The sequence below is a fragment of the Pseudoalteromonas sp. S408 genome, assembly GCF_005886645.1.
Classification (GTDB): Bacteria; Pseudomonadota; Gammaproteobacteria; order Enterobacterales; family Alteromonadaceae; genus Pseudoalteromonas.
The window spans coordinates 66,353-81,482 of the sequence record NZ_PNDY01000010.1 but is presented as its reverse complement, the minus strand read 5'-3'; the positions used below and the strand labels follow the sequence as shown (position 1 = coordinate 81,482).

Annotated in this window: 10 protein-coding genes; 6 read left to right on the top strand and 4 right to left on the bottom strand. The window is 38.7% G+C overall.

The window, feature by feature from the left end:
- Positions 1–23 precede the first annotated feature (23 nt).
- Together CWB62_RS09710 and CWB62_RS09705 are read right to left on the bottom strand one after the other, a co-directional pair.
- Positions 24–944: a TraB/GumN family protein gene (locus tag CWB62_RS09710; RefSeq protein ID WP_138529507.1), complete on the bottom strand. Its 921-nt coding sequence runs from the start codon at positions 942–944 to the stop codon at positions 24–26.
- A gap of 36 nt (positions 945–980) precedes the next feature.
- Positions 981–1,346 carry a hypothetical protein gene (locus CWB62_RS09705; protein WP_039036268.1) on the bottom strand — a complete coding sequence of 122 codons (366 nt, stop codon included), beginning with the start codon at positions 1,344–1,346 and terminating at the stop codon, positions 981–983.
- 282 nt (positions 1,347–1,628) lie between these two features.
- Between CWB62_RS09705 and CWB62_RS09695 the strand changes: the two genes are divergently transcribed.
- Positions 1,629–3,773, top strand: a complete 2,145-nt coding sequence (locus CWB62_RS09695) for a winged helix family transcriptional regulator (RefSeq protein WP_138529505.1) — start codon at positions 1,629–1,631, stop codon at positions 3,771–3,773.
- Positions 3,774–3,859: 86 nt separating this feature from the next.
- Here the strand turns inward: CWB62_RS09695 and uvrA are convergent, their stop codons facing one another.
- Positions 3,860–6,679, bottom strand: coding sequence for an excinuclease ABC subunit UvrA (gene uvrA, locus CWB62_RS09690; RefSeq protein WP_138529503.1), 2,820 nt, complete (start codon positions 6,677–6,679; stop codon positions 3,860–3,862).
- Between the two features lie 161 nt (positions 6,680–6,840).
- Here uvrA and CWB62_RS09685 point away from each other — a divergent pair, with 161 nt between their 5' ends.
- The 3 genes from CWB62_RS09685 (at position 6,841) to CWB62_RS09675 (ending at position 10,960) form a co-directional block, all read left to right on the top strand.
- Positions 6,841–8,208 carry an MFS transporter gene (locus tag CWB62_RS09685; RefSeq protein ID WP_058403838.1) on the top strand — a complete coding sequence of 456 codons (1,368 nt, stop codon included), beginning with the start codon at positions 6,841–6,843 and terminating at the stop codon, positions 8,206–8,208.
- Positions 8,209–8,228: 20 nt separating this feature from the next.
- Positions 8,229–8,924, top strand: a complete 696-nt coding sequence (gene ssb / locus CWB62_RS09680) for a single-stranded DNA-binding protein (RefSeq protein ID WP_138529501.1) — start codon at positions 8,229–8,231, stop codon at positions 8,922–8,924.
- 350 nt (positions 8,925–9,274) lie between these two features.
- Entirely contained in the window at positions 9,275–10,960 is a 1,686-nt protein-coding gene (locus CWB62_RS09675; protein ID WP_235591463.1) for an EAL domain-containing protein, read from the top strand.
- 58 nt (positions 10,961–11,018) lie between these two features.
- Here the strand turns inward: CWB62_RS09675 and CWB62_RS09670 are convergent, their stop codons facing one another.
- Complete coding sequence (locus CWB62_RS09670; protein WP_058404664.1) at positions 11,019–11,927, bottom strand: 1-aminocyclopropane-1-carboxylate deaminase/D-cysteine desulfhydrase; 909 nt, start codon at positions 11,925–11,927, stop codon at positions 11,019–11,021.
- A 178-nt stretch (positions 11,928–12,105) separates the two neighbouring features.
- Between CWB62_RS09670 and CWB62_RS09665 the strand changes: the two genes are divergently transcribed.
- Positions 12,106–12,627, top strand: coding sequence for a type II secretion system protein (locus CWB62_RS09665; protein ID WP_138529499.1), 522 nt, complete (start codon positions 12,106–12,108; stop codon positions 12,625–12,627).
- A gap of 374 nt (positions 12,628–13,001) precedes the next feature.
- Complete coding sequence (locus CWB62_RS09660; RefSeq protein WP_138529497.1) at positions 13,002–15,050, top strand: formylglycine-generating enzyme family protein; 2,049 nt, start codon at positions 13,002–13,004, stop codon at positions 15,048–15,050.
- The last annotated feature ends 80 nt before the right edge of the window (positions 15,051–15,130 follow it).

Sequence of the window (15,130 nt, the reverse complement as noted above, 5' to 3'; positions counted from 1 at the left end):
TGCTAATTTGTCTGTTTTATCCATTATTCGGCTCCTTTTACAGTTATGTCTTGTGCGTTATTAATGCTTACTAAAGAAACGCTGTAGCCTTTATTTTCAAGTAATGTAAGCAAGCTATCTTGGCCTACAAGGTGTCCAGCCCCAACAAGTACAAACTCACTGCTATCGTTATTAAACATTGCCTCTACTTTTGGTAACCAATTATTATTTCTATCTTTAAGTACCTGCTTGTAGCTTTCTGGGTCATTTTTCTGCATATTTTCAACCGCTACCTTGTTTAGTGCGTCGGTATCACCTTCTCGCCATGCAGTTAATAATTCTTTAAATATATCATTATAGTTATTTAGCTCTGCTAGGTTACGTTTAATAAAGTCATTTTCGTTACCTTGACCCATTGTTTTAAATAACTCTAGCTGAAACTCCATTGTTTCTAAGTAGTTTTTTGTTTTGTTGTCTTTAGTCGCTTTTTTCGTATAGTAAGCATCAACACCTTCACCCATTAAGTTTTGCTTTTGCAGTTCCATCGACATTAAAACGATACCCACCATGGCTGGGCGAAAACCATCTAACTTATCGAGGTTAGCGCCAAACTCGCTCAGTTTATTTTCAAGTGAAGCTTTAACCTCAGGCTCTAACTTTTCGCTTAACGTTTCATTATTTGTATATGAAAGCGCGCCAAGCATTTGCATTTGAGCATTAGTATCAGCTGGGTCTGTTAATGGCGCTTCAAAAACAATTGTATCGGCTTGTTCATAAGCATGATTAAACTCAACAGGTAATGGCATTTCAGCTTTAGGCAAAATATGTACAGTACCGCCAATAAATAACGAGTCATTCCCTTTGCTTACTTGCCATACTGAACTTTGTGCATGTGCTGTATTTGCTACCAAGCTACACCCAAATAAAACGCTGGCAGACACTAATTTTTTTGTAAAATTTTTCATGATGATTCCTTAATGTAATTTCTAAATTTATTGTTTTTAGTTAGATAAAATATTGCTGAAATAAGCGGTAATTGACGATGTGACCTTTGAAAGGTTTTTATCTATTTGTGAGTTTATTTTGTCCATTGAAGAGTCAAGCTCCGCTGATATTTTTTCATCTATTGAAGAGAGTAGCGTTTGTGTATCACTATTACTTTTTAAAGACTCTGTAGCGTCTATTTTGGTTGTTTTTTGCTGCTTTACATTTTTTGAGCTAGTTATCATTGGGTTTTCACCAATCATGCATTGCTCAAAACTCCTTTGAGTGTTTTGTTGATTAGTGTCAGCTGCAATAGCTAAAGTAGTATTAAAAGCAGTGGCTAATAGTAAAGTAGATAGACCTTTTTTCATTGTGCTGTTCATAATTAAACCTTTTATATTTTTAATCGCAGCTAATTTAGAATCGCAAATGATTTTTTAGTAAGCTGCTTATTGGTGACGGTTTAAAGAATATCGCTGAATTTACTGAGTGTCGCTTATCTAGTTGTGAGCAATTAATAGATAAGCTTTTATTGTCAATTAATCCTTTTAATTTAATTGGTTAGGGTTAAACCTTATATTGTTAATATAAGGTTTTAAATGCTTTTTATACAAAATAATGGATACATGTGATACGGTTTATAAAAATAAAAACATGTAAAGACTATGAATTATCAAATCGGACCTTGGCAATTTATTAGTAATCGCTGTGTGATTACTTCAAATAACTTAGAAAGGGAATTAGATCCACTCTTAGTAAGGTTATTACTGCACTTTGTAAGTAAGCCTCAACAAATCGTTTCCCGCCAAGCGCTTATTGAAAGTGTATGGCAACAAACTTTCGTAGACGATAATGCGATTAACCGAGCTATCTCAGAGCTAAGAAAACAGCTTGCCCATCCAATTGAAAAAGCACCTCTTTTAAAAACGCACTACCGAAAAGGCTATAGCCTAACGGTTATTCCAGAGCATTTATCGCAAGCTAATGACGCTGACAACTACGTACAAGTATTGAATGAGTCATCTGTTTTAAGTTCAAAAAATGTGGATGCTGCAGAAACAACCTCCACTCAACCTTTTAAAAAAAGTAGTTTAAAAAAGCCTATCTTTTATTCTTTATTAGCCATTGTCTGTTTATGTTTTTTTGCATGGTTGGTGTGGCTGTTTGTTAGCACTCCTTCTAAAGATGAAGTTAAACAGATCACGGTAAATAAGGTGGCGAGTACATGGAATATAGGGAGTGAGGTTCATCCTGAGCTATCATCAGATAAGCAATATTTAGCTTATACCAATGTTGAACCTGAACAGGATTTTAATCGTGCATTTGTTAAACGTCTTTCTGATCAACGAGAAGTGGAAATTACATACCCTGGTTTTCAGGTATCTATTTTATCGTGGCAGCTAAACCAACAGGCTGTGCTACTACAAGCTACAAACTTAAAGCAGCAGCAATGCGAAATGGTATTGGTTAATTTAAGCCAGTTTCCACTTGTTGGGGATGCTAAACGCATAAAAAAATGTGATCTCAGGTACACAGGCTATGCGCAATTAGATCAAAATGGTGAGTATATATATTATACCGAGTACAAAAATGAACAAGATGGCTCAGGTTTATATAAATTTGACTTAGGATTACAAAAGGAGTCGATTGTTATTCCTCCGCCAGGTGTAATGTATGGCGTAATAATGCCACGCTTATCTCATTCGGGTAATAAAATAGCGTACATACTGAGCCAAAAAGGCCAACCATTTTCTGTATTTAGTTACGACTTTACTTCGCGTGAAACTAAGCGATTATTTAAAGCAAAGAGAAGAACAATTAGTTTCGCGTTCGATTGGCTTTCAAATGATAAAGGCGTCATTGTGTTTGAAGATTCAGACCTTTCAACCATTACGTTTGATGAAAATAATATAATTAAACATACACAGACGATTACCCCTGCAATTTCACCTTACTATATTACAGTTCAATCTGCTAATAGCCTGTTTTACTCAGCAAATAAAACACAAGCATTTTCATTAATTAAAGCAACAGATACCTTTGGCGATAATCCAGTTTATGAATCTTTGTATAAAAGTGATAATGATGACTACAGCATTGTTGAAGTAATAAATAAAGCCGGACCAGCGCATGTTTTTGTATCAGAGCGTTCTGGTAGTAGCCAATTATGGATTGCTCAAAATGGACTAACTAAGCAACTTAGTTTTTTTAATTACGATGACGTCTCATCTGCCTATAGGTTAAGAGGGTTAAAAGTATCTCCTAATAAGGAACGTATATTATTAATAAAAAATAAGCGCTTTTCACTTTATGACGTAAATACTCAAAAATTCTATCCGTTGGAAATGTTGAGTGGGCGTAAAATAGAGAGTTATATTTGGTCAAAAAACAACGAAAGTATTATTTATATTGAGCAGCTTGATTCAAAAAATAGAGTTGTTGAGCTGAACTTGCTAACCCGTGATACCCGCGTAATAGAAGACATTAAAGCTAATAAACTCATTTCAGATAGTGAAGGTAACCCCTACGCAATTAGCCTTGATCAGTTGATTCGTTTCGCGGATAAGCAAAGCTGGGCATTACCTAAAAATGCTAGAAAGGCGAATGTATATGGAATTAGTAAAGACTATTTCTATTATTCAGACTCTATTTCAAGAATCGCTAGGTTAAATTTAAAAGATGGAAGCGTGCAAGATACTCACGTTGATTTTCGGCCTATCGCTTTTGAAGTAAGCTCAGATAACGAAATTTTATTTACGGGTGCAAAGTACAAAGATATGCAAATTATACAAATTAGTTGGGATGAATAGCGAAGTTTATAAAGGACTAACAGTCGGGCGCTAAATATAAAAAAGCACCAAACAGTTAAACTGCTTGGTGCTTTTTATAATCTATATTAAAGCAATGGCTTTAGGTAATGCCCGGTGTGCGAGCGCTCACATTCAGCTACGTCTTCAGGCGTACCTGCAATAAGTATTTCACCGCCGCCAGCGCCTCCCTCAGGACCTAAATCAACCACCCAGTCTGCGGTTTTAACCACATCTAAGTTATGCTCAATAACTACGATGGTATTACCATGATCGCGCAGGCGATGTAGTACAACAAGTAGCTGTTCAATATCGGCAAAGTGAAGGCCGGTTGTTGGCTCATCAAGTATGTACAGTGTTTTACCTGTATCGCGTTTAGAAAGCTCGCGGGCAAGTTTTACACGCTGAGCTTCACCACCTGAGAGTGTGGTAGCGGCTTGTCCTAAACGCACATACGATAAACCAACATCCATTAGCGTTTTAAGTTTACGTGCTATTGCAGGTATTTTATCAAAGTAGTCATGCGCGTCTTCAACAGTCATTTCTAGTACTTGGTGAATGTTTTTACCCTTGTATTGTACTTCTAGGGTTTCGCGGTTGTAGCGCTGCCCTTTACACACATCACATGGTACATATACATCAGGTAAAAAGTGCATTTCTACCTTAATTACGCCATCACCTTGGCAGGCTTCACAGCGTCCACCTTTAACGTTAAAGCTAAAGCGACCCACTTTGTACCCGCGAGAGCGTGACTCTTGTGTACCGGCAAATAGCTCACGAATGCCTGTAAAAATACCGGTGTACGTCGCAGGGTTTGAACGCGGCGTACGTCCAATTGGGCTTTGGTCAATATCAATTACTTTATCAAAATGATCAAGGCCACTAATTGATTTATACGGTGCTGCTTCTGCTGTAGTTGCGCCGTTTAATTCAGTATGCGCAAGTTTAAATAACGTATCGTTTATAAGTGTTGATTTACCAGAGCCCGATACACCGGTAATACACGTCATTAACCCAAATGGAATTTTCAAATCGACATTTTTAAGGTTGTTACCGGTCGCGCCAAATAGCTCAAGCCATTTATCGCCGGTTGGATTACGCTCTTTTGGTACTTCTATTTTGCGCACGCCAGATAAAAACTGGCCAGTTACCGAGTCTTTAGTGGCTAGAATATCGTCGCGTGTACCTTGTGCAATAATATGCCCACCGTGAACACCTGCACCTGGGCCAATATCAATAATATGATCGGCGGCACGAATAGCATCTTCATCATGTTCAACAACAATAACGGTGTTACCTAGGTCGCGCAAATGCACTAATGTTTGCAGTAGGCGGTCGTTATCGCGTTGGTGTAAACCAATTGATGGTTCATCCAATACGTACATTACCCCTACAAGGCCTGCACCAATCTGACTGGCTAAACGAATACGCTGCGCTTCACCACCAGAGAGGGTATCGGCACTGCGCTCAAGCGATAAGTAATTAAGACCAACATTGATTAAAAACGATAAACGGTCGCGAATTTCTTTTAAGATTTTTTCTGCTATTTGGGCTCTTTGGCCACTTAACGATAGGCTTTCAAAAAAGTCCATCGCTTCGCCAATGCTCATAGTAGTAATAGCAGGCAGGTTTGTTTGACCTATAAATACGTGACGTGCTTCTTGGCGTAAACGCGAACCATGACAACTAGGGCACGCTTGGCTAGTTTGATATTTAGCGAGCTCTTCGCGTACAGAGTTTGACTCAGTTTCGCGATAGCGACGGTTCATGTTGTTTAACACGCCTTCAAACTCGTGGTTGCGTGTTATTAAATCGCCTCTGTCGTTACGGTAATTAAAAGCAATTTTAGTTTGCCCTGAGCCCTCTAAAATAATTTTCTGAGAGTCTATAGCTAGCTTTTCAAACGGTACATCTAAATCAAATTTATAATGCTCGGCGACCGCCTGTAGCATTTGAAAGTAGTAAAAACTGCGCTTATCCCATCCTTTTATAGCACCACCGGCCAAGCTTAGCTCAGGGTTATGTACTACGCGGTTAGGATCAAAATATTGACGTACGCCTAAACCGTCACAGCTTTGACACGCACCGGCAGGGTTATTAAACGAAAATAAACGAGGTTCTAATTCAGTCATTGCATAGCCACAGGTAGGGCAGGCAAAGTTGGCTGAAAACAGCATTTCCTCTATCGTGCTATCGTCCATGTAAGCTACATTTGCCACACCACCCGACATTTCGAGCGCTGTTTCAAATGACTCGGCTAAACGCTGTTGTTGGCCATCTTTTACTTTAAAGCGGTCAACTACTACTTCAATAGTGTGCTTTTTGTGAAGTTCAAGTGTTGGCGGATCTGATAGGTCGCATACTTCGCCATCTATTCGTGCTCGTATATAACCTTGACTTGCTAGTTGCTCAAGCAGCTTAACATGCTCACCTTTACGCTCTTTTACTACCGGTGCCAAAAGCATTAGCTTAGTGCCTTCAGGCAGTGCTAAAACGGTATCAACCATTTGGCTAATTGTTTGTGCGGCTAAAGGTAAATCATGTGTAGGACAACGAGGTTCGCCCACGCGAGCAAACATTAAACGTAAGTAATCGTATATTTCGGTAATGGTACCCACGGTAGAGCGTGGATTATGTGAGGTTGATTTTTGCTCAATAGAAATGGCAGGAGATAGGCCTTCAATATGATCAACATCGGGCTTTTCCATCAAGGATAAAAACTGTCTTGCATACGCAGAAAGTGATTCAACATACCGGCGTTGCCCTTCAGCGTACAAAGTATCAAATGCAAGTGATGACTTTCCCGAACCAGATAGGCCTGTGATAACAATTAATTTATCACGTGGGATGGTTAGGCTGATGTCTTTTAAATTGTGCGTACGGGCGCCTCGGACTTCAATGTTTTCCATGCTATCTCGTTAATTACCAAAATTATTTACTGAGTATCTCATAATACGCTGCAATATTAATCCTTGATCATGAAAAATCCTTAGCTTTAAGCGATTAATTATTGCCAAGCTTGTGATAGAATCCTTGCCTAATTTTTTCACATCGTAAGATTTTGCTGATAATGACTGCATCTTCACTTAATTCACGAGAAAAGCGCGCCGCTGTATCGCTAGCGAGTGTGTTTGCATTTAGAATGCTCGGCTTATTTATGCTGATGCCGGTATTAGCGATTTATGGCCAGTCGCTTGACGGCTTTTCACCGATTTGGATTGGTTTTGCTATTGGTGCGTATGGCTTAACACAGGCGGTATTGCAAATACCTATGGGTCGTTTGTCAGACAAAATAGGCCGTAAAAAAGTTATTATTGGTGGTTTAGTTGTGTTTGCTATCGGCTCAGTCATAGCCGCATTGGCTGAATCTATCCAAATGGTCACTGTAGGGCGTGCCTTACAAGGTATGGGCGCTATTGCTAGTGCATTACTGGCTTTTGCCAGCGACTTAAGTCGCGACGAACAACGCCCTAAAGTAATGGCTGTAATTGGTATGAGCATAGGCATGAGCTTTGCCTTTGCGATGTTATTAGGCCCAATTGTTGCCGCTTCGTGGGGTGTAGCTGGGGTATTTTGGTTAACAGCAATACTTGCCGTGCTCGGTATTGGTATTATTTTATTTTTAGTGCCAAACGCAGTAAATAAAGCGCCCAAAGGGGATACCTTGGCAAGCTTTAGCGATATTAAAAAACTGATTAAACATCCAGAGTTATCACGTTTAAATGCAGGCGTATTATTACTGCATTTAACATTAACCACTATTTTTGTGGTACTACCAAGCCAGCTGATAAAAGAAGGTTTGGCGGCAGAGCAACATTGGTATTTGTATATTCCGGTCTTGTTTTTGGCATTTTTATTAATGGTACCTATTATGATTGTGGCCATTAAAAAAGAAAAAGAAAAGCAAGCGTTTATCGGTTCTGTAGCGCTGTTAACAGTCAGTATGCTGGCCATGTCAGTATGGATTAATAGTGTGGTAGGTATTGCTATATGTATGTTGCTTTATTTTGTCGCATTTAACTTTTTAGAAGCCACAATGCCAGCGCTTGTATCGCGTATAGCCCCTGCTAACCAAAAAGGATCAGCCATGGGGGGATACTCGTCTAGCCAGTTTTTAGGTGCCTTTTTGGGCGGGGTGTTAGGTGGTTATATTGCTCAAACTACAACAACGCAAGCTGTGTTTGCGGCAGCAGCACTTGTTGGGTTAATATGGCTTGTTGTTGCGTGGAAAATGCAAGTACCACCCAAAAGTAAAGTTATTAGTTTAATGACCAAATTAAGTTCTGAGGAGCATGCCCAAACATTGGCTTCTCAGTTAGTTGCTTTACCAGGTGTAATAGAAGCAACAGTAGTGCGCGATGAAAGCCGTAGCTACTTAAAGATTAATGATAAAGAATTTGACCTAGACCAAGCACGTAAAGTAGCTGGTTTAATCTAACGTTTATAGGAGATGGTTCCATGGCACGCGGTGTGAACAAAGTAATTTTGGTTGGTAATTTAGGACAAGATCCTGAAGTTCGTTACATGCCTAATGGCAATGGTGTAGCAAATATTACCTTAGCAACGTCAGACAGCTATAAAGATAAAAACACTGGCCAAATGGTTGATAAAACTGAATGGCACCGTGTTGTGTTTTTTGGAAAGCTGGCTGAAATTGTTGGTGAGTATTGTCGTAAAGGCTCACAAATTTACGTTGAAGGTAAACTTCAAACACGTAAATGGACCGACCAACAAGGCCAAGAAAAATACACCACAGAAATTGTTGTTGATGGCTTCACGGGTCAAATGCAAATGCTAGGCGCTCGCGGTGGCGATCAGCAAGGTGGTGGTGGCTATCAAGGTAATCAAGGCGGCCAACAAGGTGGCGGTTACCAAAATAATCAGCAAGGCGGTGGCTATGGTCAAAACAACCAAGGTCAAAACAGCCAGCAAGGTGGATATGCACCACAACAGCAAGCTGCACAGCCTCAATCAGCACCGGCTCCACAGCAAAGTAATCAGTATCAGCCACAAAATGGCGGTTTTGCTCCACAGCAAAATAGTGCGCCACAGCAGCAAGGTGGTTTTGCACCTAAGCCGCAAAATGCACCACAGGGCGGCGCATCAAATCCAATGGAACCAACTATAGATTTTGATGACGACATTCCGTTCTAATTCAAGACAAAATTTAGAATGTTGAAAAACTATTGAAGACCGCTACTTAGCGGTCTTTTTGTTTTATAGGGTTATGATACCAATCCGCAATAATACCTAATCATTTTGTGTGGCTAAACATGTTGCTACTTGCGTTAAAAATTTGTTATTTAGAATAGCTAAATACCAAAATGCTTGTCTTGTTATCGACAATGTTTTACTGCCTATAAATAGAACACTCAAGTAAGCGAATTGGTTTAAAAGTAGCGATTAGCTTACTTACGATTTTATATTTAAAGTTGATTAGCTACCTTGTACTTATGGCTTTTTTGAACAACACTTCAGTTATTAATATAACGTTTGGGTGAGCTATGTTTAAGGGGCGCTATTGGTTATCAAATCATTTAAAACCTGTATGTTTGGCCTTGCTTATTATCTTGCTGATTGGTTTTAATTTTATATTAAGTAATGCATTACATTTAAAAATATATAGAGCTGGGCACCAGCTTGTAAAGCAAGTGTATGAATTGCAATTAAATGCGCCATTAGATCAAAAAACTTTAGCTGTTTTAGTTAAAAGCAATGGATTTACGCTTTCAGCGGAGCCGTCTTCTGGGCATTTTAAAAACCTTGTAAAGCCAGAGCTTAAAGTGTTTTCGTATAAAACGTTAAATTTAGGCCTTTATCACCCTCCTGTCTGGATAATGGAAAGCTACCTCTTCATTTTACTCAACCTTATTGTTTTAGGAGCTGCAAGCTCGCTTTATCGCTGGGGAAACGCAGTTAATTTAAAACAATTGAAACAACTCAATAGTCAGCCTAAGGAGTTAAAATTACCAAGTGACACGTGCGATAGGGTAGATATAGTTAAAACCGTTAAAAGCGATGAACTAGGGTCGCTCTATGCAGCGGCTGAGCAGTATCATAGTTTATTTATTTTAGTGAGTTGGGATTGCGAGTTTGATAAAAATACTGACTTAGAAACAAGCTTTAAAGTATTAATACTTAAAAGCGTTCCTGAAATAAAAAAAATTGCTGTGAAAGTCATTAATCCTGAACAACTAACCATTACACTCTACAATGTGCCTATCGCTGAGCTTGATCGTTATACTGAACGTCTATACAAAATTATTTTTAATGTGTGTCAAAGCCATCAGAAAAATACGACTCGTAAACATGTTAAGTTAGGTGCATGTAACTTTCGCTTAGGTGCCGATCAATCCAAGGTATTGCAAATAGCAAAAGCGGCTTTAACGCTTTCTCAAAATAGTATGTTATTGCACCGTCATCGATTAGCACTGAGCAAAAGCCAAGAAGTGTTATTTTGTAATGAGCAGGTTATTAACAATATTAAAAAGAATAAGTTTATGCTTTCTTTTCAGCCTGTGTTCGATTTGATTAGTGGCGATATTATCCAGCATGAGGCATTAATAAGAGTAAGGCACGACATGCATGGTTTGCTGGCGGCTCAGTATTTTATTAATCAAGTTGAGAGTAAAAATGACGCGCTAATACTCGATAAAGCGGTGTTATCGCAAATACTCACTCTGGTAATGGCTGAAAAGTCACCATTAAGCGTTAGCATTAATATGCACCCTAACAATTGGCTTAACGAAGAGTTTTGGAGCTGGTTAAGCACACAAATGGGTAGGCTGAATTTAAGCTGCCAATTACAGTTTGAAATGAGTGAAGCTTTTTTTTGCAACAACAAAGATGCGTTAGCAAATACGTTAAATATAATAAAAAAACACAGATCTAATATTATTATTGATAATGTAAAAACGAGTGAAAACATTCCTCTGCTTATTCACTGTGAAGAGGTAATAGGCTTAAAGCTAAGTTACGATCTAGTGCACTTAGTCAATGAAAAATCGCATAATCAAAAATGCATCAAAAACATTGTTAATGCAGGAAAAATGTTAAACCTTCCTGTTTATGCGGTAGGAGTAGAAACTCAAAAAGAACTTATTATGCTTACACAACTAGGTGTCGCGGGCGCGCAAGGCTTTTATTTTTCGGAACCTTTACAAGAGCTAACTCAGGCTGTTTTTCATTGATGTACTTTAGCTTTTTAATTAAATCCTACGCATTGGGTGCTCGACTGAAAAAGTATGCTTAAATAAGTTTTCTGTACTTAAGCCCTTCTAATCCTTGTAAGCCGCCGGTATGAACTGCAATTATTTTACTGCCAAAAGGAAAGTAATCTTGTTCTATTAACTGCCACAGAGCGTACAGCATTTTACCACTATAAATAGGCTCTAGCGGTAGATTGTGTGTAGTGCTCATATGTTGGCAAAACGCCCATAACTCAGGAGTGAATTTACCATAGCCACCGCCATGAAAATCGCAAAGCAATTGCCAGTTAGTTTGTGACCTTGCTTTAGCGCTTAGCTTACGGACTTCCTCTATTAAATATTGTGCTTGCTTTAAAACTGCAATTCCTATTATTTGTGTTGTTACATTACTGCCCTCAATAAGGCCCGCAAGCGTTCCACCACTACCTGTAGGGCATACTAAGTAATCGTGTTTTGGTAAACTTTGTGCAAGCTCTGCGCAGCCTGGTATTGCATAGGTATTTGTGCCACCTTCAGCAAGAAAATACGCATTGGGGAATTTTGTTCTAAGGTCTGCGAGGTATTGCGCATCGTTTCGCAACTTATATTCAATACGGTTAACAACATGAAGCTGCATGCCACACTGCTGTGCAAATTGGATGGTTGGGTTGCTTTGATCTAAATTAGGCCCGCGAATAATCCCATGCGTTGTTAAACCAAACATTTTTCCCGCTGCAGCGCACGCATGTATATGATTTGAAAATGCGCCACCAAATGTAAGCAACTCGGTTTTATTCTGGGACTGCATTTGTATTAAATTATATTTTAGTTTTCGCCACTTATTCCCGTTTATTAAAGGGTGGAGCAGATCATCTCGCTTTACTAATAGCTCAATGCCTTTACCTTTTAACCACGGATCATCGATTTTTTGCGTAATAGTGGTTTCATTTATTTCGAAAGATGCAGGCATTTTTTCTCAATTAAAAGGATAAATAATAAAATACACGGCTAATTTTATAGCTTATAAATAGAAGGGGCTATACAAAATTACGATGGATTGTTTTGTGTAACAGTGCATTGATTAAATTTTGAGTAGCTAGATTGGTTAACATGTTTTAAAGTTAACCAATTGTAAAGGGAGTTTAGTTATGAAAAAACAATTTAAGAAAACAATACTTATAAAAAAACAGATTGGCTTTTCGTTACTGCAGCTAATAATTGTTATTGTCACTTTTGGGGCGTTAGCTGTTTATTTTGCCCCGCGCTTTTTAAACCTTCAAGGGGAAGCACACGCATCCATCCTTGAAACACTGCAAGTATCAATTCAAGCTGAAATAAGCGTTGTACATGGAAAAGCCATTATTAAAAACCTCCATAATAAAGCAAATGCCAGTATCGAGCTTGATTCAGGAAAAATGGTTGATATTGTTTATGGCTATCCTGCTGCAACTGAGGCCGCTTTTAGGGTGTTTTTAGATACTAAATTTGCAACTGAACACACTGGGGATTTTAATATTACGAATAGCCCACAAGCTGCTAAAGCTATTATTTACCCCAACAGTTATTCTGCAGTGGATAATTGCCGTATTGAATATGTTGAAGCTAAAAACAACACGAAACAAAATGTAATTACTGCGCCCGCTTTAAGCGTATTTACGTCTGAGTGTTAGTACAAAAAATAAGTGTTTATAAGTTTGCTAGTTTATTTGATAACGTAATTTTAAATGGTTAACGGTTAAATAACGCAAATACGCTAGGTTTAATACAAAATGATACTCAACGGTGATGAATAACCTTAAATAAAATAGTTTCACTGTTAAGTGTAAGTTTATGAATTTAAGTAAGATCTAAGCCGTGTTTTACAATTTATTGGCTTTAGAGTAAATGATCAGGTTATTTACTAGCGTGAAACGGGCGAATAGTTGTAAACTAAGATAATAATTGAACAAAGCTTGTGTTTTGCGCTGCAAGTACATAGCATAAGACTTTAATTATAAAAAAATAATAACGACCAAATAATTGCCGCTTTTTGGGACTGGAATATATGCGAATTACTCCTTTATCTCTGTTAATTACAGCTAGTTTGTTAGCAAGTAGTGCATTTGCACAAGACACAGCTACCGTAACTGGAATTGAGTCAGAGATTAGTGTTAAACAGACAGAATACGATAACTCGACAAGAATACTTGATAAACATTTAAAAGAAGAAAGTCAGTTACAAAATCAATTAGAGCTACTTCGTTCTCGTTCAACTGAGCTAGACAAAGAAAAAAACCAAGCGCTCGACGCGATGAACGAAATGTATCGCCGTTTAATTGATGATCCATCAATAAACATTACAAGCGCTCAATCTCGCTATCAACAGGCGGTAGTTGATCACAAGCAAAATAAAGATGATATCTCTATGCAGTTGGCGGCAATTGCATCCCACCGAAAAGATATTGAGCAAATTAGAGTTGCTAAGCACACTTTACTAAATACTTTAGAAAGCCTGAAAGAGCAGTTAACAACGGCTCGTGTAGAGCGCTTGCGTAACGAGTTTACGCGTGAAGGTACGCTTGAGGTTAACCATACAATAAATTGTAAGCGCACAGAAACACTTGCGGCGTGTGAGCAACGTGGTCAGCAAATGGGGTTACAAAAAGCAACCAAACGCTTTGTAGACCAAATTTTTGCAAACTTAACAGAAGAACGCATCGTTGAACCAAAACGCAATTTAGCTGGTGCGCAAGTACAAATTTTAAGTAGCCATGTAGTGAGTAGTGCATTTAGCGGCCAAGGTAATTATAACGTTAACTTAAGCGTTTCAATGCGCGGTGAAGTTAATAGCAGCCGTTTATGTAACTTATTAAGTATAGATAACCGCTATTGTTCAGAATACGGTTCACCCCTTAATACCGCTTACCAGCCAACTTATGGCACAACGTATACGGATAGTCAGTTAACATTCAGCAATAGCGCGGATAATAACAGTGCAGTTTCGGTATCGCGCTTAAACAATCAGCCTGTACGCGATTATTCTGTTAAGCAGCCAGTACAATCTAAACCTGATTACACGGTTGTTGAACAAAAAAAAGATCAGTCGGTAGAGCTAACACTTCGCTCTAACGTTTACGACGATGAAGTGTTTATTAATGGTGTGAGCTTTGGTTCTACACGCTTAATTACGCGTTTACCAAAAGGTGTGCACGAAATTGAAATTCGTAAGTTAGGCTACAAGCCTTACCAAGCACGTGTAAACCTAAATAAAGCGCAAACAATTAATGCTAACTTAGTAAAAAAGCCTAAGTCGATTGCTGCACCGACCTATACTCGCGAGCAACCAGAAACACAAACACGTAGAGTAAGCGAAAATGTTAACGTTTTAAACGCAAATGTAGAAACACCTGTTGTGGTAATTCCTGCTGGCAAATTTAAAATGGGTGATATTAATGGTAACGGATTGGCTAATGAGCGCCCAGTTATTGAAAAAGCCATTGCTAACTCATTTGCTATGCAAAGCAAGGAAGTAACAGTAGGCGACTATGAAAAGTTTGTTGCTAATACAGCGTATAAAACAGAAGCAGAAATAAATAAAGGCTGTGCATATTATTTAAATGGCGAGCCAGTATGGGAGGCTGCTTTAAATTGGCGCAATCCTGGTTTTGAACAAGGCAGTGATTTTCCGGCTGTATGTTTAACTTACAACGATGCAAAAGCATATGCTGAGTGGTTATCGGGCCAGACAGGTCAGCAGTTTCGTTTACCTAGCGAAGTTGAATGGGAATATGCAGCTCGTGCAGGTACAGAAACTGAGTACCCTTGGGGTAACGAAATTGGTAAAAACTTAGCTAACTGTGGTTGGTGTGGTAGTGAATGGTCAAATAAGCGTGCTGCACCCGTGGGGTCTTTTTCTCCAAACGCGTTTGGACTTTACGATACGGTAGGTAACGTATGGGAATGGACCAATAAAAAATCAGGTGAATCGGATGTTGCCGTAAGAGGTGGGGCATGGAACTTTGCACCAAGTCTTGCGCGTGTATCAACACGACTAATCTTAGCGCCTGATTTTAGATCAAACTACATTGGTTTTCGCTTAGTTCGCGAGAGATAAACTTTATAAGGAAGCATTGCTTCCTTTTTTAACAAATTCACAAAGGCGCCACACTTTATATTGCTCATCAAAATAGGCAT